The 20,497-nt window shown below is 60.1% G+C and carries 21 protein-coding genes; 9 read left to right on the forward strand and 12 right to left on the reverse strand.

Translation table 11 applies throughout. The features are described 5' to 3' along the window. Positions 1-21: 21 nt before the first annotated feature. The 6 genes from FIV08_RS17265 to FIV08_RS17290 all read right to left on the reverse strand — a co-directional run bounded on the left by FIV08_RS17265 (position 22) and on the right by FIV08_RS17290 (position 7,161). Complete coding sequence (locus tag FIV08_RS17265) at positions 22-807, reverse strand: ABC transporter ATP-binding protein (protein ID WP_152439235.1); 786 nt, start codon at positions 805-807, stop codon at positions 22-24. After that, complete coding sequence (locus tag FIV08_RS17270; protein ID WP_152439236.1) at positions 804-1,898, reverse strand: FecCD family ABC transporter permease; 1,095 nt, start codon at positions 1,896-1,898, stop codon at positions 804-806. Before FIV08_RS17270 ends, FIV08_RS17265 begins: the two co-directional genes overlap by 4 nt. Further along, entirely contained in the window at positions 1,895-3,043 is a 1,149-nt protein-coding gene (locus tag FIV08_RS17275; protein ID WP_152439237.1) for an ABC transporter substrate-binding protein, read from the reverse strand. The genes FIV08_RS17270 and FIV08_RS17275 overlap by 4 nt, the downstream gene beginning before the upstream one ends. 8 nt (positions 3,044-3,051) lie before the next feature. Next, entirely contained in the window at positions 3,052-5,025 is a 1,974-nt protein-coding gene (locus FIV08_RS17280) for a TonB-dependent receptor domain-containing protein (protein ID WP_152439238.1), read from the reverse strand. A gap of 88 nt (positions 5,026-5,113) precedes the next feature. Beyond that, a complete protein-coding gene (locus FIV08_RS17285) occupies positions 5,114-6,460 on the reverse strand; it encodes a sensor histidine kinase (protein ID WP_152439239.1) in 1,347 nt (448 codons plus the stop codon). Beyond that, complete coding sequence (locus FIV08_RS17290; protein ID WP_106693949.1) at positions 6,457-7,161, reverse strand: response regulator transcription factor; 705 nt, start codon at positions 7,159-7,161, stop codon at positions 6,457-6,459. The genes FIV08_RS17285 and FIV08_RS17290 overlap by 4 nt, the downstream gene beginning before the upstream one ends. 224 nt (positions 7,162-7,385) lie before the next feature. On the opposite strand from FIV08_RS17290, the gene FIV08_RS17295 reads away from it, so the two are divergent. The 4 genes from FIV08_RS17295 to soxZ are packed head-to-tail and all read left to right on the forward strand — an operon-like array spanning position 7,386 to position 10,948. Continuing rightward, positions 7,386-7,709: a c-type cytochrome gene (locus FIV08_RS17295; RefSeq protein ID WP_152439240.1), complete on the forward strand. Its 324-nt coding sequence runs from the start codon at positions 7,386-7,388 to the stop codon at positions 7,707-7,709. A 28-nt stretch (positions 7,710-7,737) separates the two neighbouring features. Then, entirely contained in the window at positions 7,738-9,060 is a 1,323-nt protein-coding gene (locus FIV08_RS17300; protein WP_058091479.1) for an FCSD flavin-binding domain-containing protein, read from the forward strand. A 9-nt stretch (positions 9,061-9,069) separates the two neighbouring features. Beyond that, entirely contained in the window at positions 9,070-10,134 is a 1,065-nt protein-coding gene (locus FIV08_RS17305; RefSeq protein WP_152439241.1) for a YeeE/YedE family protein, read from the forward strand. A gap of 37 nt (positions 10,135-10,171) precedes the next feature. Then, the gene (gene soxZ, locus FIV08_RS17310) at positions 10,172-10,948 is read left to right on the forward strand and encodes a thiosulfate oxidation carrier complex protein SoxZ (RefSeq protein WP_152439242.1); all 777 of its coding nucleotides are present in this window, start codon (positions 10,172-10,174) and stop codon (positions 10,946-10,948) included. A 19-nt stretch (positions 10,949-10,967) separates the two neighbouring features. Here soxZ and FIV08_RS17315 read toward each other — a convergent pair whose 3' ends face one another. The 4 genes from FIV08_RS17315 to FIV08_RS17330 form a co-directional block, all read right to left on the reverse strand. Beyond that, positions 10,968-11,567 (reverse strand): DUF4202 domain-containing protein, encoded by a 600-nt coding sequence (locus FIV08_RS17315; RefSeq protein ID WP_152439243.1) that lies wholly within the window; start codon positions 11,565-11,567, stop codon positions 10,968-10,970. A 19-nt stretch (positions 11,568-11,586) separates the two neighbouring features. Then, positions 11,587-12,204 carry a glutathione S-transferase family protein gene (locus FIV08_RS17320; protein WP_152439244.1) on the reverse strand — a complete coding sequence of 206 codons (618 nt, stop codon included), beginning with the start codon at positions 12,202-12,204 and terminating at the stop codon, positions 11,587-11,589. A 74-nt stretch (positions 12,205-12,278) separates the two neighbouring features. Beyond that, positions 12,279-13,016, reverse strand: a complete 738-nt coding sequence (locus FIV08_RS17325) for an alpha/beta fold hydrolase (protein ID WP_072676153.1) — start codon at positions 13,014-13,016, stop codon at positions 12,279-12,281. Between the two features lies 1 nt (position 13,017). Then, positions 13,018-14,118 carry a M14 family zinc carboxypeptidase gene (locus tag FIV08_RS17330; protein WP_152439245.1) on the reverse strand — a complete coding sequence of 367 codons (1,101 nt, stop codon included), beginning with the start codon at positions 14,116-14,118 and terminating at the stop codon, positions 13,018-13,020. A 151-nt stretch (positions 14,119-14,269) separates the two neighbouring features. On the opposite strand from FIV08_RS17330, the gene FIV08_RS17335 reads away from it, so the two are divergent. Next, positions 14,270-15,124: a substrate-binding periplasmic protein gene (locus tag FIV08_RS17335; protein ID WP_152439246.1), complete on the forward strand. Its 855-nt coding sequence runs from the start codon at positions 14,270-14,272 to the stop codon at positions 15,122-15,124. On the opposite strand, the gene FIV08_RS17340 is transcribed toward FIV08_RS17335, so the two are convergent. Then, positions 15,097-16,074 (reverse strand): META domain-containing protein, encoded by a 978-nt coding sequence (locus FIV08_RS17340; protein WP_152439247.1) that lies wholly within the window; start codon positions 16,072-16,074, stop codon positions 15,097-15,099. The genes FIV08_RS17335 and FIV08_RS17340 overlap by 28 nt on opposite strands. Before the next feature lie 137 nt (positions 16,075-16,211). Continuing rightward, positions 16,212-16,652 (reverse strand): META domain-containing protein, encoded by a 441-nt coding sequence (locus FIV08_RS17345; RefSeq protein WP_058091488.1) that lies wholly within the window; start codon positions 16,650-16,652, stop codon positions 16,212-16,214. Positions 16,653-16,761: 109 nt separating this feature from the next. On the opposite strand from FIV08_RS17345, the gene FIV08_RS17350 reads away from it, so the two are divergent. The 4 genes from FIV08_RS17350 to FIV08_RS17365 all read left to right on the forward strand — a co-directional run bounded on the left by FIV08_RS17350 (position 16,762) and on the right by FIV08_RS17365 (position 20,465). Further along, positions 16,762-17,499, forward strand: a complete 738-nt coding sequence (locus FIV08_RS17350) for a glutathione S-transferase family protein (protein ID WP_072676148.1) — start codon at positions 16,762-16,764, stop codon at positions 17,497-17,499. A gap of 109 nt (positions 17,500-17,608) precedes the next feature. Beyond that, a complete protein-coding gene (locus FIV08_RS17355; protein WP_072676147.1) occupies positions 17,609-18,583 on the forward strand; it encodes a sterol desaturase family protein in 975 nt (324 codons plus the stop codon). Beyond that, the gene (locus FIV08_RS17360; protein ID WP_152439248.1) at positions 18,549-19,484 is read left to right on the forward strand and encodes an alpha/beta fold hydrolase; all 936 of its coding nucleotides are present in this window, start codon (positions 18,549-18,551) and stop codon (positions 19,482-19,484) included. The genes FIV08_RS17355 and FIV08_RS17360 overlap by 35 nt, the downstream gene beginning before the upstream one ends. A gap of 99 nt (positions 19,485-19,583) precedes the next feature. Beyond that, entirely contained in the window at positions 19,584-20,465 is an 882-nt protein-coding gene (locus FIV08_RS17365; protein WP_152439249.1) for an alpha/beta fold hydrolase, read from the forward strand. Positions 20,466-20,497: the final 32 nt, after the last annotated feature.

Here is a 20,497-nt window from a genome sequence, read left to right on the forward strand (position 1 = left end):
AGATTCCTCGACATCAGTGGGTCAGTTAACACTGGCGGATAGCGGACGATCCGCCAGCACGATGGGGTGTCCACGAGAGCACTGTTCGATTCGGGCTTCGATACCATAGGTTTTGGCCAGCAGCTCCGGCGTCAGTACCTGTGCCGGTGAGCCCAGCACGGCCTGGCCGCCGGGAGACAACACCAGAACCTGGTCGCAATAGCGCAGGGCCAGATTGAGATCATGGCTGGCCACCAGGGCAATCGAGCCGGTCCGGCTGGTGGCGTCACGCACTGCGTTGAGCACGTTGAGCTGCCAGTGCAGATCCAGAGCGCTGGTGGGCTCGTCCAGCAGCATCAATGGCGTCTGGCGCACCAGAACCTGGGCCAGCCCTACCATCTGGCGCTGACCACCAGACATTTCCGACAGGCGCCGAAGCGCCAGTTGCCGGATACCCAGGGTGTCGAAGATCTCTTCAATCGCCAGCTCGGTCTCTTCCCGGGACCAGTCGCCGCGAGCAGAGCGGCAGGCGCTGAACACAGTTTCGTAGGCCACCAGGGGAATGGCCTGGGGCAGTGGTTGGGGCAGGTAGCCGACACGACGAATGCGCTGGTGTGCGGTAATCGCCGCCAGGTTTTCCCCGGCAAAGGTCATGGTGCCGGCAATCGGCAGCAGGCCCGCAATGGATTTCAGCAGCGTGGACTTACCCACGGCATTAGGGCCAACCACGGCCACCAGTGAGCCCGCGGGTATCTCGGGCAGGGTAAGTCCGGTGAAGACGGATCGGTTCCGGTAGCCGGCGGTCACGGATTGCAGTTTCAGGGTCACAACGCGGCCCTCCTGCTGCGGCCGATGATCAGCGTGATAAACAGCGGGATACCTACCAGGGCGGTCACAATCCCCACCGGCAATACCACTCCCGGCACCAGCAGCTTGCTGGCGATGGATGACAACGACAGCAGGACGGCCCCGGCCAGGGCGCTGCCCGGCAGCAGGAAACGGTGATCTTCCCCCAGCATCAACCGGGCAATGTGGGGTGCCACCAGGCCTATAAAACCGATTTCCCCAACGAAACACATGGCCGCCGCCGTCAACAGGCTCACCCGCATCAGCACCACCAGGCGCATGCGCTCCACCCGGATGCCCAGACTGCGGGCCTGCTCTTCACCACTGCGCAGCAGGGTCATGGCCCAGGCATTACGAAGTGAAAACGGCAGGCACACCGCCAGCACCAGGGCCACGATAGCCACTTTGTCCAGACTGGCCCTGGCCAGGCTGCCCATGGTCCAGAATACAATCTGCTGGACCGACTCGGCGTCGGCCATGAACTGGATCAGTCCCACCACCGCGTTGATACCGAATAACAGGGCAATACCGAACAGCACCACCGCATGCACCGAAGCGCCCAGGCTACGTGACAGTACCAGAATCAGTAACGAGGCGGCCGCAGCGAACACAAAGGCCGACAGCGGCAACAGCACATGGGCCGCCAGCCCCAATACCGAAACATTGAAGGCGATAACCAGCGACGCCCCCAGGGTGGCAGCCGCGCCGACGCCCAGGGTAAACGGGCTGGCCAGGGGGTTGTTCAGTACGGTCTGCATCTCGGCCCCGGCCAGGCCCAGGCAGGCGCCTACCACCACCGCCATCAACGCATAGGGCAGCCGGATGTCCTGAATGATCACCAGGGTGCCGGCATTAAGGCTTTCAGGATTCAACAGCCCGCGAATCACGTCCAGCAAACCCAGCATGGCCGGCCCCGAGGCAATGTCCACCAGCAAAGCAGCCACCGCCGCAGTCACCAGACCGGCCAGACACAGTACCCGCCGGAACACAAAACGGCGGTACTGGCTCGCCAGCCCGCCATCCGCCGGCGTGCCTGTCCGGTTGGCGGCAGCGCCTGCACTCGGCGACGTCATAGCGTTTCCTCGCCAAGCGTGATCCAGTAACGGCCATCCAGGGGCACTGGTTGAAACTCCCGGTAAAAGGTTTCCAGGGTTTGCTCCGGGTCCAGTTCAGACAGCGCCTCCGGGTGCAGCCAGCGAGCCAGCGCCTGAACCGCTACCACGTTCATCGGTGTGTTATAGAAGTGATGCCAGATCGCCATGGCCCGCTGCTCCCGGATTGGCTCCAGGGCCCGAAGCCCGGGCCGATCCGTCGCTCGGCGGAACGACTCGCGGGCCATCGGCCCATCAACACCTGCCCCCAGCATCACATAGGGCTGATCCGCATCGGACACCTGGTACTTGCGCGAACCAATGGCCGTGGCCAGATAGCGATCGGGAGGGTCACTGAGCAGATACTCCAGATTCATCACACCGGAAACTCCGGGCACCCGGTCTGCCGCCACATTGCGCCCGCCCGCGGCGTCAATGAAGCGCCCCATCATTCCCCGGACCATGGTTTCGCAGCAGCTGTCATGCAGGCCTAACCGGCTGTGGAGAAACACCCTGGGCCGGTTGTCCAGAGGGATGTCAGATACCACCTCACTGACCCGTGCAAGCTCCTCCCGGTAGAAACGGTTGAACCTCTGCGCCTCCTGCTCTCGGCCAAGCACATCTCCCAGCAGTGCCATACTTCGGGGTGTATTGACCAGGGGCTGCTGTCGGAAATCGACAAACACGACCGCCACGCCAGCCCGCTCAAGGCGCTCAATCAACGCCCTGTTGTGGGCGCCGGGACCATGGCCCTCCAGGCTGAAGATGGCCAGGTCGGCCCCGATGGCCAGCACCGATTCCAGACTGAAACTGTCGGCGGATGCATGCCCCACCTTGGGCACCTCCGCCAATGCGGGAAAGCGTTTCAGGTACTGGGCATAACCTCCAGGGTCGGTCTGTTCAAAATCCGGCAATATGCCAGCCAGGCGATCCATCGTTGCATCGCCGTCCAGAATGGCCAGCGCCGGTATATAGCGGCTCTCACCCAGTATCACCCGGTTCACGGACTCGGGGATGGACACCTGCCGGTCGGCCAGGTCCGTGACGGTTCTCGCCGCCTGGACCACGCCAGTCTGGATCAGAAGAACGCCGCCCAGCAGGGCGGCGACAAACGGTGACAATGCCATCAGCAACCTCAGAACCGCATGGCCAGGCCAAGGCGAATATCACGACCGGGTTCGGGCATACCGACAATGCCTTCGTAGTCTTCGATGTGCTGGTAATCGGCGTTACTGGCGTGATCCAGGTACTGCTTGTCACCCACGTTCTTGACCGTGAGGGTCAGTCTCAGGTTTTCACTGCCGGTGGGCAGCCAGTGGACAAACACGTCGTGTACGCCGTAGCCGGGCTTGTCGATGGTACCCACAGAGGTTTCCAGGCCATCAATACCCTTGACGAACCGGCCCTGCCAGCCGAACTCAAGGTTGCGGTCCCAGCGGTAGGCCAGATCAGCAATCCAGGTGTCGCCCATGGTGTTGCCAAGCAGGTTATGCTCGTAAACGGTCAACGGCTGACCATCCACTTCGGCATCGTTGCTGTGGAAACTGAGCCCGGCGGACAGCGCCTGCCACTGGTAACCGGTTGAAATCAGGTAGCCATCAGACTCCAGGTCACCAATGTTCTTGTAGATGGACTCCCGGAAAGGCAGCAGCGGGTCGGCAATCGCATCCTTGATCTCGGAACGGTACACCTCTGCAGACAGGCGGAAGCGGTCATAGCGGTAATCGAAACCGACTTCGGTATTACGGGCCTTTTCCCCCTTCAGGTCGGGATCGTTTTCCGAGCCTTCCAGTTTGAAGGAGTCCTGGGTGGTGGGCCCACGAAATGCCTCGGCATAGCCGGCCTTCAGCGTCAAACCGTCGACCACCTCCCAGGCCAGGTTGGCGTTCGGACTGACCTCGTCCTCACTGAAGCGCTGGTCATTGTTGTCCTTGAGCCGGTAGTCATCATAGCGGGCACCGGCACTGAACAGCAGACGGCTGGTGAGCCATACATCACCCTGGAGGTAGATACCCAGCACTTCACCGGTCTGCTGTTCGGCTTTCTTGTCGTCCTCGTAGCCGGCGTTGACCTTGTCTTCCCGGTAGTCCACACCGTAGGTGAGGCTGTGCTCACCGAAACGGCTGGTATTGCGGAGGTCGCCGCCGGTGTTCTTGCTGAACCCGAAGTAGCGACCCCAGCGGTCCTCAACGTTCTGCTCGATGTCGGACTCGGTGTGGTAAACGGTTGCTTCCAGATCCACCAGGGCATTGCCGGAGGGTGCGAATCCATAATTCAGAGTGGTGGTATCCCGGCGGCCATCAAGGTCGTACAGGCGATTGAAACCACTGACGATCCACTGTGGGCGCTGGGGCCGTTCTCCCTTGTCGGTGCGGACTTCGTGACTGAGTTTCAGGGTCTGATCGGCCGGCAACTGGCCTACCAGTTTGGCAAAGCCAAGCTGTTGACGGGCATCGCTGCCGGCAACACGCTCACCATTCCCATCCTTGAAGGGCTCGTGATCACTCTGGCTGACAGACACCAGGGTGCTCCAATTATCGCTCAGCCGGCCAAAGGCTGTGCCGCTTGCCTTGTAGCCGTCGGTGTTGGAGAAAGAACCCAGCTTGACCAGGGCACCAGCGTTTTCTCCCGGTCGCAACAGGTCTTCCGGATCCCGGGTCACGAAACGGATTGAACCACCCAGGGCACCGGCGCCATCCGTGGCCCGACCGGCCCCGGCGTTGACCTCAACCTGCTTTAGCAGCTCAGGCTCCACCGACAGACGGCCGGAGTGATGAAACAGCGCCCCGGCCTGGGTGGCGCCATCCACTGACACGTTCAGCAGGGGATCTTCAAAGCCCCGCACATAGACTTTCTGGGCAATGCTGTTCGAACCACCCACATTGACATCCGGGCGGCCGGCAAACACGTCGTTCAGATCATCCGCCTGGTAACGATCCAGGTTCTGCCGGTCAATGACGATATCGCTGGCAGCTTCCCGCTCAGCGGTCACCTGTATCGGCTCAAGGGACACCGGGTCTGCATGGGCCAGGGGGGATGCGGCCAGGGCAAGCCACAAGGCGTTGCGACGAAAACCACCCACTCGGGATTCAGTTCCTAGATTTGCCATGGGTACTGCGCTCCAATACTGAAAATGATTCCTATTTGGGGCGCATTCTCGATTAGAAAATCGAGGAAGTGAACGACTTTTACATTTGTTACAAACGTGACGCGGGAAACCACAGATCCATTTGAAGTCCCCGGCCGGGCCGATTCCGGGCCTGAATCCAGCCACCAATGGCCTCAACCTGACGACGAGCCAGGGATAGCCCCAGTCCATGCCCGCCTGGCCCGGACTGACCGGTGCGGGAGGCCCGAAAGAATGGCTTGAAGATCAGATCAAGCTGCTCGGCCGGCACGCCCGGCCCCTGGTCGCTGACCGACAGCCGGTATCCGTTGTCCTGGGGCTCCAGCACGATCCGGATACAGCCCTCCGCCGGGGTGTAGTGACAGGCATTACGCACAACATTCTCAACCGCCTGGGCTATGGCCCGGTGACTGCTCCCCGCCAGCATGGCCTGATCGGGCAATTCGGCCACAATCCTGCGGCTGGGGTTCTCGTAACGGGCATCCTCAACGATGGTGTCCACAAGGTCGGTCAGGTTCAGGTCTTCGTTGCCCAGGTCCGGCTGTTCGTTCTCGAGCCAGGCCAGCGTCAGGGTATCTTCCACCAACGCCCGCATCAGATCACACTCCCGCCGGATACGCGGCAGGAAATGGTGAGTATCAATGCCTTCCTCAACGCAACTGACGGCCATATCGATCCGGGTCAACGGGGTTCGTAACTCGTGAGAGAGGTCAGCAATCAGACGGCGCTGGGACAGGATCAGATCGCCAATACGCTCCGCCATGCGGTCAAAGGTATCCGCCAGAGCGGTGAGTTCATCATTACGATTACCCAGCAGGGCACGCACCCGGGTTCCCAGGTTACCTTCACTGAACTGACGGGTAGCCAGTTCCAATTGACGGATGGGATTCATCACATGCCGGTAAATGACCAGCGACAGCACCAACAGCACCACCAACGGCAAGGCCACTTTCAGGAACAGCTTCATCTCCGGCAGGTAGGTGCCCGGGCGCATCCGTTGCGGCAGGGTAATCAGAAAATGGGTGTGGCCATCGGCAAAGGTCATGTCCATGATCGGGTTGTCCGCGAAGTAGAGATGGATTTTCCACTCTACGTTCCGGCCAAGACGAAAGCCTTCCATAAACTGCCCGGACAACTCACTTCCAGCCAGCGGCTGCACCGACGACCGCACCACCGCCGCCCAGGTATCCTCCTGTACCTGAAGGTTTTCCAGCCAGTCTGCCAGCGCCTGTTCATCGCCGGATAGGTATAGTCGCTCGGCCGTTCGCCCCCATTGCTTCAGAGTGTCCTGATGGTGCTTGGCGATAAAGCTCATCTGCTGCTCGGTGGTGTCCCCCAGAAAGGAGATCACCCAGACCAGCACCAGCGTACCCAGGGCCAGGGTGCCGCAAAGGCGCCACCAGAGTTTTCGGCTCACAGAAAACAGTACCCCCGGCCATGGACAGTCTGCAGGCGGTCAGCCGCCATGCCGGCCTCAACCAGCTTGCGGCGCACCCGGCTCAAATGCATATCCAGACTCCGGTCATAACGGCTGAACTCCTTTTCCAGCACCACCTGGTACAGGTAGGGTTTGCTGAGAGTCTCCGACTGGTGCAGGACCAGCATCCAAAGCAGTCGAAACTGGATGGGCGTCAGGCAAATTGCCTCGCCGTTGCAAACCACCGACAGACTTGCGCGATTGAGCGTCAGATTACCAACCACCAGTTCCGTGGGGTCGGCACGCTGGTCGCCTGCCTTGAGGGTGCGCCGGAGCAGTGCTTCGATCCTGAGCAGCAATTCGGTAAAGCTGAACGGCTTGGGCAGATAATCGTCCGCACCCTGTTGGTAACCCAGGATACGCTCCTCCTCGGCGCCACAGGCGGTCAACATCATGACCGGCGTCTGGCGGGTCTTTCGCAGGCGCTCCAGGACATCAAACCCGTTCATCCTGGGCAACAACACATCCAGCAGGATCAGGTCCAGCCGCAGGCTGAGCGCGTCAAGCAGGGCCTGGTCGCCCTCAAAGCACTGTTGAACCTGATACCCCTTGCTGGTCAGCAGCCCTGATAGCTGATCGCTCAGGGTCTGGTCGTCTTCAACAATCAGGATTCTTGGGCGGGACTGGGTACCAGAGGACATTACCGGGCAACCTTAACTTATCAATTCACCTTATCATATGCAGTTGATTATCATTTATCAATCACGCGACTGCCAACGTTGAGACTTATTCCCAAGAACCCGAAATAACCAGGAATTCTAATAACCAAAGCGAATATCATATACCCCCATATTATTGGCCTACTCAAGGTCTGGCCCAGTAAATTAGCTGTTCTATCATCCAGTTAATCCGGGCAGACCACTCCATGAAAACAAGATTCGCTCTGACCTTTGCCTTGCTGCTGCCGGCCTTGCCGGCGCTGGCTGACGACGACGCCAATACAGCGCAAACCGCTCTGCTCGCCGCGTCCTGCGCCAACTGCCATGGCACCGATGGCAAGCTGGCCGGTGTTATCCCGGCAATCGCCAACCGGCCCGCCACAGCGCTTGAAAACCAGTTGATGGAGTTCAAGCACAGTGACTCCACCCGGGCCACCGTCATGCCGCGGATTGCCAAGGGCTATTCCGATGACGAACTGAAAGCCCTGGCCCAGTATTTCTCGCGCATCGGCTCCGCCCAGCAGCGCTGATTATCACCACGACAGAAGAATCGAGACCATGACCAAATCAAACATCAAGAATCAGGGCCTGAACTCGTCCCGTCGTGATCTGCTCAAGTTGATGGGCGCGGCCTCTGCCCTGCCTCTGCTGGGCGCCTGCAGCAGCCTTGGCGGGCCAAGCCGTAAAGACCTGTCGGCAAGGGTTGTGGTGGTTGGCGGCGGCTTTGGTGGCGCCACCGCCGCCAAGTACCTGAAGCGCAACGCACCGGATCTGGACGTCACTCTGATTGAACCCAACAAGGTGTTCTACACCTGCCCGTTCTCGAACCTGGTACTGGCGGGCATGCGCACCATGGACAGCATCAGCCACAACTACAACGAGCTGCGTGAGCTGGGTGTCCGGGTCGTTCACACCACGGCCCAGGACGTTGACCCGGTGTCCCGCACGGTCAGCCTTGGCGATGGCAGCAGCATCCGTTACGAGAAACTGCTGTTGTCTCCGGGCATTGATATTCGCTGGAACGCCATCGAAGGTTATGACCAGGCCGCGGCAGAACAGGCGCCCCATGCCTGGAAGGCCGGCGACCAGACCCGACTCCTGCGCCGCCAGATCGAAGCCATGGACGACGGCGGGGTGTTCGTTTTGACGGCGCCCGCCAATCCGTTCCGGTGCCCGCCTGGGCCCTATGAACGGGCCAGCCTGGTGGCCCATTACCTGAGCCAGCACAAACCGCGCTCAAAGGTGCTGATCCTGGACGCCAAGGACAACTTCTCCAAACAGGGCCTGTTCATGCAGGGCTGGAAAGACGTGCACGGCGACCGAATTGAGTGGGTCGGGCTGTCTGGCGACGGCAAGGTAACTCGCGTTGATGCCGGCAAGCGGGAAGTGGAAACCGAATTCGGCACCATCCACAAAGCCTCGGTGCTGAACGTGGTGCCGCCCCAGAAGGCCGGCTTTATTGCTGACCGGGCGGGCGTAACCAATGAGTCCGGCTGGGTGCCGGTAGACCCGGTCACGTTCGAATCCACTCAGGTGAAGGACATCTACGTGGTGGGCGACGCCACCATTGCCGCCCCGATGCCGAAGTCCGGCTTTGCCGCCAACGCCCAGGGCAAGGTGGCCGCCGCGGCCATTATTGCCGCCCTGGAAGGTCAGCGGCCGCTGGAGCCGTCCTGGGCCAACACCTGTTACAGCCTGATCAACCCGGAATACGGCATTTCCGTGGCTGCGGTGTACCGGATTCAGGAAGGCCTGATTCACGAGTCCTCCGGCGGGGTCAGCCCCAGCGATGCCAATGCAACCTTCCGCAAACTGGAAGCCGATTACGCGTCGGGCTGGTACAGCGCCATCACTCAGGACACTTGGGGCACACGCCGCTAGGCCGGGACGATGGGTAACCTGTTTGCAAACCACCTGAGCGCCGTGCTCTGGGCCGGCGCCCTGCTCGGCGTGGCATACGGCATGATCGCCCAGTGGAGCCGATTCTGTCTGCTGCGGGGCCTGTTTAATCGCTGGCAGCAGGACGACAGCCGCCGGCTCAGGGCCTTCGCCCTGGCCATGGCGGTCGCGCTGGTCAGCAGCCAGTGGCTGGCCTGGCAGGCAGGCATCAACCTCACCCGAACCCCCTACCACCCCACCAGTTTACCAGTGGCCGCCCTGCTTGTTGGCGGCCTGCTGTTTGGCTATGGCATGGCCCTGGCCAACGCCTGTGGCGCCCGCTCGCTGGTGTTGCTGGGCACTGGCAATCTGCGCTCGTTACTGGTGTTGCTGGTTCTTGGCATTGCTGCCTATATGACCATGTCGGGGGTTCTGGCCGAATTCCGGTTGTGGATGGAAAGCCTGTACCGGCCGACCCTCCCGGCCACCGATCTGACCCTGCTGACGACGCCCATGGGGCTCGACACCGCTACCGGTCGCCTGGTTCTGTCCGGTGCTCTGTCTCTGGCATTGATTGCCTGGGCACTGTCTTCCCAGGCATTCCGAACCTCGCCGCGGGACTGGCTTGGCGGGCTGCTGATCGGGCTTCTGGTGGCTGCAGGCTGGTGGATCACCGGGGTACTGGGCGCAGACGATTTTGACCCGGTTCGGCTGGCGTCTCTCACCTTTGTCGCACCGGTGGGCGACAGCCTTCAGTACCTGATGCTCTCCACCGGCACATCACTGCGCTTCGGGGTTACCGTGGTAGCGGGTATCGTAGTCGGTAGTCTTCTGGTGTCGCTGCTCACCCGGGAGTTTGCCTGGCAAAGCTTCACCAGCCCGAGCCACAATGGCCGTGCCATTGTCGGTGGTTTCCTGATGGGCGTGGGCGGCATCATGTCGATAGGCTGCACACTGGGCCAGGGACTCAGTGGTTTTTCCACTCTGGCAATTTCCAGTTTTCTGGCCCTTGCCGGTATAGTAGCAGGCTCACGCCTGGCGCTTCGTTTCAGTGGCGGCAGTGCTGCCAGCCGCTAAGCGCACGGCCAATGGTTCTGATCAATTCGAGGTAGTCATGATATCCCGTTCCCTGCTCGCTGCTCTTGCCCTGATGTTCGTGATGGGTACCGCCAACGCCGATCAGCGTTGGCAAAGGGTAGAAGCCGTGACCCAGGCACTCGACAACCGGGTACCTGAACTGGAAGGCCTGAGCCTTGAGCTTCCCCTGGTGGCGGAAGACGGCAGCAGTGTTGCGTTGTCCGTGTCGTTTACCGGTAGCCTGGAAGATGGCGAACACATCGAAAAGATCCGCCTGTTTGCCCCCGGCAATCCACGCCCAGAGGTAGCCGATATTACCCTGGGCCCGCTGGCTTCACCCGCCAACATTGCCACCCGGATTCGCCTCAGCGAAACCCAGCAGGTGGTGGCCCTGGCCATCACCAACCAGGATCGCGCCTTTCTGACAACCCGGGATGTAAGAGTGACGGTCAGTGGCTGTCTGGTGGGCGGCGGTGATGCGTCTGCCATTGCCATGGCGAACCCCCGCCTGGCCCTTGCCGGCAGTGTCCGCCAGGGCCAGCCGGTGACCGTGCGTTCGCTGATCAATCATCCTATGGAAACTGGCCTGCGGCCGGACGGCCAGGCTGATGACAGCATTGAACAACAGCTGGTTGAATCGCTGACGGCCACCCTGAACGACGAGCCGGTACTGACCGCCCGCTTTTTCACGGGCACCTCTGCCAACCCCTACCTGCAGTTCCAGCTTACGCCGGAAGCGGAAGGCGAGCTGAAGCTGGTCTGGCAGGATCAGAAGGGTGAACAGATGGAAGCGAGCCAGCCGGTCAGGTTCTGAACCGCACCAATAGCCAGCTTTATTCCGCCAAGGCCTCCTGCAGTAATGCCTGAAGGTGGCCTGGCAGATTGCCGGCCAGCTTCAGCGCCGCCTCGTGGCCACGAGGGGTCATCTTGCCCCAGGTTCGGCGCACAATGCGCAGCCACTTCTCTTTGTCGTAATCGGGTTTCTCGTCGAAAAAGTCGGCGAAGTAACGTTCCAGAAACACCATGCAAGCGACATCTTCCAGCAACTGGGTGTCTTCATCCTCCCGCAGCTTGCGCTTGGTGAGAATCAACTCCACCCGCTCGCACTCCTCCGGCGGGTAACCACATTCAGCCATAATCTCCGCCGCCCGCCAGCCATGCATCCGGCCACAGGCCTGGCGCCACTGGTAGTAATTTTGCCGGCCCTCCCCGTAATCACTACGGGGCATGGTCCAGCGTTCAATATGCTGGGCCCGGCAGGCAATCTGCATGCGCTCGGAAGGCGCCGGTTCCAGCTCAAACAACCAGCGGGTCATATGCAGGCTGTAGGCATATTCCCTGGGCAGTGTTTCTCCCTCTACCAACTCCCGATTCGGATCGGCCAGGTTGGCTTGATCAATGGCGCTCAGGGTGCAATCCAGTTTCTGGCTCATGGTTACCTTTATTGTTGGTTCATACCTGGGCGGAGGGCCGGGCCTTGATCCGGTCATACCAGGCTTGCAGGTTGGCCTGTTCCGGCTTGATGCGGATATTCACCACCCGGGCAAAGGCGATGGTGGTGAAGGCGTTGATGTCGGCGGCGGTGAAGCGGTCGCAGCAGATGTACTCGTTGCCTTCCAGGTGCTTATCCAGGAAGTGCATGAACTTCTCAACACCCTTCCCGCATTCCTCGCCCCACTCTTTGATCGGGTTCATCCGGTCCTTGAAGTATCCGGTGGTGTGCTGGAAGCACATGCCGGTGGGCATGAAGAAATAGAATTCCAGCCAGCGCAGCCACTGCTCCACCAGCGCTTTTTCGACCGGGGTTTCCCCCAGCAGTTTGGGCGTGTCCGGGTAGGCTTCTTCGAAGTAACGGCAGATGGCCATGGTTTCCGCAATGCAGGTGCCATCGTCCAATTCCATGACCGGCACTTTCTTCATCGGGTTGCGGGCTACGTATTCCGGTGTCAGGTTCTCGCCTTTTTCGATATCCACCTGTACAAACTCGGCCTTGTCCAGAAGGCCCTTCTCCGCCATGAATATGCGCACACGACGAGGATTGGGGGCAGACTTGGTCTCAAAGATTTTCATATTGTTATTGGCTCCGTTGATCTGACATCAAGGCCTTGAGAGTGAACGGAAAAAACGGTTGCGTCAAGCAACTGCTACTGGCCCGGCAACCATTCCCGAATCTGCCGGATAACCCAGGCTGGCTCGTCCAGGGGCAGGTCGTGACCCGCATCCGGATGCACTTTCAGGGTCCAACACCAGCGCTTTTCCAGCTCCGCACTGCACTGCCAGTGCACAATCCGGTCCCCTTTGCTGGCTAACAGCAAGGCGTCCGCCATCGGTGCCTTGGCTCCAGGTTTGTAACGAGCGGCGGCAGTCAACTGCCGGACCGTGGTTTGGAACGACACCGGACGCTGGCGCTGAATGCTGTACCAGGATTTGCAGAGAGCCAACGGTACCTCGCGGTTGGAGGTCAGTTTCAGTATATCCCGTTCACGATGAAACAACTCGCGCCTGGCCAGTAGCCGAAGCACCCTTGGCCAGGTACCGGGCCGCATCCGGCGCCAGGGTGGGCTAAAGCCTGAACTGGTGTTGATCAGAACCAGATGTTGCAGTTCACCGCACTCAGCGTGTTGCGCCCAGTCCAGCGCCACCATCCCGCCCATGGATAACGCCACGATGGAGAACGGGCGCGGGATGTGGCCAACCTGCTCAAGTACCTTCTGCCGGATACCGGCAATAGTCCCGGGGCTGTCATCCCGATAGTGAATACCGGTACCAGGCAGATCCACCAGATGCACATGGTCGTCCGGCATCGCCGCTCGCAATTGCTCGGCAAAGGGGCCCCAGTGACCGTGTTCGCGCGTCAAACCCCTGAGCAGTATCCAGTGCATATCATCGGGTATCCCTGTACCAGTGCATGATGGCCGCTTCTCTCAGCATGGACTGCTGCTCACCGATGGGCAACCAGTTCTGGTGACTGGCCGCCGCACTGATCAGAAAATCCATCCAGGTCAGATGGCTGCGCAGTACGCGCTGATGCCGGTGTGGCACCAGCGGGTTGAAAAATCCATCCAGCCGGAACAGTTGCCGTGGGCGTTTGCGTATCCAACGCCAGGACCCCATTTCCAGGGTCAGGGGTAGAAATACGCCGCTGTTTTCCCGGTTGACCTGTTTGTAGAAATAGTCCCACAGATCGCCATGGGTCAGGTAGTGGGCAGACTGGGGCTCAAACCGGTAGTTGTGATTGGGGTAGGCCTGCTCCCAGATCAGTTTAAGCGCCATAACCGAATCAATACGTCGCATCGGGCGGCGGCGATAAGCATAAGGAAACCAGATCTGGTCCTGCCAGCCAAAACCGGAATGGCAATCCAGTGCCAGGCTGAACGGTCGGTTTGGCAACAGGTCCTGAATCACTGCTTCCAGCGCCTGATTTTCCACCTCCATCCCCTGCTCTGGCCGGCCCCGATACCAGGGTAACCGAGACGACCATTGCTGGCCGCCCAGTAAAAAGGCACTGCCGTCCTGCGCGGTAATGGGCGCGTTGCGCATCAGATCCACTCCGCCGGGATTGCTGCGCTGGTTCAGATACATGCCACCGGGGTTCACGATCGGTAACAGGGTAATGTGGACTTTCTCAAGCAGGGCGTTGAGATGCTGGTCCCAACCCAGGCGGGCCAAAAGGGAATCCAGCCAGGCCATCACCACCTGGCTGCCAATACGTTCCAGCCCATGCACCCCGCCCACAATCAATACCACCGGCACATCCGTCGCGGGCGTGCCAAGATCCACCCGATAGATCGGCAACCCCATGGGGCCAACAACCACTCGGCCAGCCACCTGGGTGCTGACGAAATCCGGTGCTTCAGCCAACTGTCGCTCCAGTTGCACCAGCTCCGGCAGAAAGGTTCTGAGCAGTCGTTTTTGATGGCGATCCCGGCTGGCCTGTTCAGCCGGAATGACGCTGTGGGGAGTCAGGGCCCGTAGTTCGGTCATGGTGCAATCTCTGGTCGCTGAGCCCCGGAGTCTACCTCCGAAATGCTGCAATAGATTGACAGCGTTACAGCCCCAAATATGCAATACAAACTATTCAGGAAGCGATATGATTAAGGTATCTGCCCCGATACTGATGGCGGTTTAACCTTTCATGTTCAGAACCCTGTTGCTCTCTGCGTTTTTCCTGCTATCGGCCTGTTCTGACCAGGCGCCAACGGATTCACCAGAAACCGACGCTCCGAACCAGGCCGACCTTTCCAGTGCCGCTCCCAAGCAGGCGACAGCCGCCGGTGCCGCCATTCGGCGCGTGATACTCGCCGCGGACCCATGGTGCCCCCACAACTGCCTGGCAGGCGCGCTGCAGGAGGGCTACATGGTGGATATTGCCAGGGAGATCTTCGCGGAGGCGGGCTACGAATTCGATTACCAGAATTTCGGCTGGGCACGCTCGCTGCAGCTGGCGCGGGAGCAATTGATTGACGGAGTGGTTGGCGCGCTGAAGGGCGATGCACCGGACTTCATCTTCCCCGAGACCAGCCTTGGCGAAGCCCGCATTACGCTATATACCCACCCGCAAAGTCAATGGGAGTATGACGGCATTGACTCCCTGCAGGGCAAGACCTTACTGGTGATTAACGGGTACGCCTACTCTCCGGAACTTGATCACTACATCAGCGAATACACGGATGATTCCGAGCGGATCTGGATTCTGTCTGGCCCGGCACCGCTGGCCCGAGCCCTCCAGCTTCTGGAACGCGAACGCACCGACGTGTTTGTTGAAGACAGCGCCGTGATGTCCTGGTTCCTTGCTCAAAACACGTCCATTGCCGCCCCCAGAAACGCGGGGCTGGCCTACGAGGCACCCCTGTTTATTGCCTTCCCGCCGGAAAACCCTGACGCAGCCGAACTGGCAAACCTGCTGGACAGCGGCCTGGCCCGGCTGACGGCCAATGGCAGGCTCGCCGCCATCCTGTCGGCTTACAGGCTCTCTGACCCGGATTTATAAGCGGTAATAGTGTCACCGGACGCCGTCCGCAACAGCAGCTCGCCATAGCGGCCAATTCGGCCATCGACCACCTCTGACATGAGGTCGAGAAACCGCTGTTCCTGGTTCATCAATGCCGGCGCGCAGGCCATCAGCGTGGTGGCCGGCGGCGTAAAGCTCAGGCCTTCTCCGGTCAGTCGGAAACCACCGGAATAGCGGTTACAGGAGGCCCGGCCAGCAACCCGCCCTTCGTCAAGAAACTCGATCGTGATCCGAGACCGGTCGATGATCCCGCTGCCGGCAAGATCCTCAACAACCCATTCTGCACCGCGGAACAAACGTTCCCGGTCACCACCGCAGCCCATGAAGGTTTCACCGTCCAGGGTTAACCGAACCTGCGCCGGATACTGGGCCCCGGCCATATCGTCCTCGCACAGCTGGTGGGCTATACGGAATTCCAGTACCTGACCGTCGAACCGTGCCTCGTAGGTTCGCCCGTGCCGGTTGGCCAATGTTTCATTCAGCACGATCTGCTCGCTGAGCTGCTGATCGTATGGACGGCTCAGGGTCATCTGGTTCTGCTCAATCTGCACCGACCAGAATGGCTCGGTACCGATGGCACGAAACGAACTTTCGATCGCCCCCGGCTCCAGGCACTCGGGATAGACCTGTCCGCGCAATGTCAGTGTGCCCCGCTCTCCCTTGCCCCAGAAACTGGTATCCGGGTCGCCCGGCGCCTTGTAGAGCGCACCGGATGCAGCCACTGCCGGCTTCAGAAGTACCCGCTTGTTCAGGTATTCCAGCCCCACCAGGTCACTGCCTTCGGAGCTGGTCATCCGAACATCCAGCTGACCGCAGCGATATTGGCCAAAATCGGACAAGCCCTCGGTTTGTGGATGGGAGGCACAGGCTGCCAGGGTGAGGCCCGTCAGCGCCACGACGGACAACGGCAATACTCGTCGCAAAAACATGAACACATCCTCTGTTGTTCCACACTACAGGTCGCTAGTTTAGAGATTCCCGGCCCGATTAACCATCATTGCGGAAACGGGAATCTTGCATCCCGGAAAACAACCTTCGACGTGTCTCAGACAACCAGCGGAGCGGATTACTCCTTACCGCTGGGCTGTGGTACCGCAGTCATTTTTGTTCCATCGGCCGTTTCAAGCACCAATCGGCCGTCAGCCTCGAACTGATAATGCCGTATATCCCCCAGCAGCTTCAAAAACCGGTTTTCCTGCTGCATCAGAGGTTCAGGGCATGCCATGCGGGTGGCCGCCATGCGAGAGAGTTCAAGCTGGTTGCCATTGGCATCCCAGCCACCCTGGTAGCGGTTGCAGGAGGAACTTCCGGAAACCCGCCCTTCGTCAGTAAAGGCAATGGTGACATCACTGCCTTCTGCCACCGGGTCGCCATCAATTTCCTCGACCTGCCACTGACTCCCTGCCAGGTTCATGGTTTTTCCCGTCGCCCGCTCCTGGGACAGGGAACATCCCCACAACGACCCAGTGACCAACAACATAGCGAGGATATTCTTTGCAAGACTCATATAACCCCCTGAAATTTATGGAACAACCCTCACAGTCTACGCCTCGCCTGGTGGGAAATCGCTGACAGAAGCGTTAATCTTGCGTCATCAAAACACCGGGAGCACACCCATGACCGTCAAGCTCTACCAGTTCTGTATTTCCCACTATTCGGAGAAAGCCCGCTGGGCACTGGACTACAAAGGCGTCAACTACAAGCCGATCAATCTGCTCCCGGGCCAACACGCGCGAACCATCACGCAAATGACCAGGGCAGATTCCTCGGTGCCGGTGCTGGACCATGACGGCCAGATCGTTCAGGGTTCAGCGCAGATCGTGGATTATCTGGACCAGATGTTCCCCGACAACCCACTGACACCGGCAGACCCCATACTTCGTGAACAAGCCCTGGAATGGGAAAAAAAGCTGGATGAACAGGCTGGGCCTGCTATTCGAACCTGGGTCTATCACTACTTTCTGCAACGGCCCAAAGTGGTAGTTCCTTTGCTCGCCGCCGGCACCCCGTTCTATAACCGGATTCTGCTCAGCCTGGCCTTCAGCCGGGTGGATGAGATCATGCGCAAGTGGATGAAGATCAACCAGAAAACGGCAGATGCGGCGCAACAGACCCTGGAACAGCTGGTCACGGAACTGACCGACATCTACCGCCAGCGGCCCTACCTGGTGGGCGACCGGTTCAGCCGGGCAGATCTGGCCGCCGCAGCCCTGCTGGCGCCGCTGTTCCAACCGCCCCAGTATCCGGTGCCCTGGCCAAAACCCGCCCGTATTCCCAAACCGGTACAGAGCTGGCTGGAAGAGTGGCGCCCCAAACTCGAGCCGATCGAAGCCCTGTACCAGAAGCATCGCTGAGGGTGTTGATGTGTCGGAAACCGCCACTTTCGCTGACGTAATAGGACAGCGTGTTTGGCGGTGATTGTGCCAAGATAGACCCTGAACAAGAACAACACCGGGTTCCTTAATGGCACTGATAGACATGATGCAGGCGGTGCTGGAAAACAGCGGCCTGCTGGCACTGTGGCAAACCGTAGCCCCCTGGCTGGCACTGGATGAGCGCCAGCTTATTTTTGTGGTAGCCACACCGATTTTTGTCGGCGTTACCCTGTGGGAATACCTGAAAATCCGCCACGACCCAGCGCTGATGGATACCCGCGAGGCAGTCCGGAATTTCGCCCTGGGCGCTGGCTACCAGACCACAGAGCTACTGTTCGCAGGCATCATCGCTTTTCCGGTTTATGCCCTGTGTTATCACTTCCGACTGTTCGACCTCGAGCTCAACTGGTTCACGGCCTTCCTTACCTTTCTGGGTGTCGACTTCTGTTTTTACTGGATGCACCGGGCCAGTCACCGGATGCGCTGGTTCTGGGCCGCCCACGTAGTGCACCACTCGTCAGAGCGGATGAACTTCTCAACCGCGATGCGCCAGAACGCCACCAATATTTTCAACGGCATGTGGATGTTCTATCTGCCGCTGGCACTGATCGGTTTCAATCCTGTCTGGATTGGCGTGGCCTATGCGTTTTCCCTGGTCTACCAGTTTTTTATCCACACCACGCTGGTGGGGAGACTGCCCGCCTGGGTCGAAAAGGTATTCAACACGCCAAGTCATCACCGGGTACATCACGGTCGCAACCCCGGCTACATCGATCGTAATTATGGCGGCACCCTGATCCTCTGGGATCGACTGTTCGGCACCTTCGTGGACGAAGATGCCAAGGACCCGCCCGAGTACGGCATCACCCGCCCGGTGGCCTCAAATAACCTGATTGTGCTCTGGACCCACGAATACGTGGACCTGTTCCGCGACATGCAGCAGCCAGGCGGACTATTGTCTCGACTCAAACACCTGTGGAAACCGCCGGAGTGGCAACGCCCGGCCGCAAAGGAACCCGGCCAGGAACATGCGCAAACAGACCCTGCTACTGACAACCCCTGACAACCATCAGATCAACGCGACCCTGTTTGAACCAGAGCCGTCACCCAACTGCTGCCTGATCATCAGCCACGGCATGGCCGAACATGGCAACCGCTATGCTGCCCTGGCCTCCTGGTTAGCCGGCCAGGGCGTGGCGGTTATCAGCTATCACCACCGCGGTCATGGCCCGGGCAGTGGTCACCCTGGACACTACGCAGACTCGGACGGCTGGCAGAAAGTGGTGGACGACCTGAACCAGGTGGTCCACTACGCCCGGGAACAGATGCCGGGCATTCCGGTCGCCCTGCTGGGGCACAGCATGGGCTCGTTCATTGCCCAAAGCTACGCCCAACAATACGGCCAGAACCTGGATACGCTGATTCTCAGCGCGACCAACCGAATCCACACAGCTGAACTTCGGCTCTCGCTGCTATTGGTGCGCCTGATAAGGGCGCTGCGTGGGAAGCGGCACGCCAGCAAGACCATTGCCCGAATGACTTTTGGCAAATTTAACCGGATGTTCAAACCCAACCGCACGCCCTGCGACTGGCTCAGTCGGGACCCGCATCAGGTGGATCTGTACCTGGCCGACCCGTGGTGCGGATTTGAATGCACCACCGGGCTATGGCAAGACTTTATCCAGGGTATGCTGTCGATCAATCCCGCCCAGTGGCGCCCGGACCTGCCCGTTCACCTGTTCGCCGGCACCGATGACCCGGTGGGCGAAATGGGTAAGGGGATACGCCGTCACTTTCAGGCCATTCGGGAGGCCGGTGTGCAACAAGTCACCCTCCGGCTGTTTGAGGGCGGGCGTCACGAAACGCTGAACGAAACCAATGCTGACGTGGTCTGGCAGCACCTGCTGCAATGCTTGCCCGGCCGTGAGCAAAGCCTCCGCCGAAACCAGGCCCTGGCAGGCTGACATCACCGGCATGGTTTCTGGCCTGTTTGGCCGCAGAGCCCGCCACCGGATACCGCTAACCTGATCAGACTTCAACGCCACCACAAGGTAATGATCAGCGTGAGTATCGAACAAGAACATTGGGTGACCAGCGGTGACCTGCTCCTGTACGCCAGAGTCGAAGGTAATCCCCAGGCCACGCCATTGGTGTTGGTACACGGCTACCCGGACAACCACAGTGTCTGGGACAAGGTGACCGAGCAACTGAAAAAGGACTATCTGGTCGTCCGCTACGACGTTCGGGGCGCTGGTCGCTCCGACAAGCCTGCCAGGACCAGTGCGTATCGAATGAAGTGGCTCGCGCAGGACCTCAAAGCCGTGGCCAACGCGGTGATACCCGGCCGCAGCTTCCACCTGGTGGCCCACGACTGGGGCTCTATCCAGAGCTGGGAAACGGTGACTACCGGAGCCCTGGACGGGCGCATTCGATCCTATACCGCCATTTCGGGGCCTTGCCTGGATCACGTGGGCTACTGGCTTCGGGACCAGATCATGGCGCCCCGCTCCGGGGGCACCACCAAGGTTCTGAAGCAGCTGGCCAGCTCCTGGTACGTGTTCATGTTCCAGTTGCCGGTGCTGCCCGAAACCCTGTGGAAGGCCGGCCTCGACCGCTTGTGGCCGGGGTATCTTCGCAAACACGAACAGATTGCCGATGCCCAGTTCAGCGAGTACCAGAAAGCCGACGGCCACTATGGCGTCAAACTTTACCGGGCCAACTTTATCCGCAAGCTGCTGCGACCAGAACCGCGACTGGCAGGCTGCCCGGTACAGGTGATCATCCCCACCCGGGATGCCTATGTGGGCCGCCAACTCACCGAGAACCTGGCCCGCTGGACCGGCAAGCTGACCCTGCAGGAACTGGATACCACGCACTGGGCTCCCATCACCGAGCCGGCGGCCGTGTCACGGTCGGTACGGGAATTTGTCGAAGCCCATCGCTGATATGGGCGCCCCCCCACAACGCAAAAGGCCGC

It is taken from the genome of Marinobacter sp. THAF197a (assembly GCF_009363275.1).
In the GTDB taxonomy this organism is placed as follows: Bacteria; Pseudomonadota; Gammaproteobacteria; order Pseudomonadales; family Oleiphilaceae; genus Marinobacter.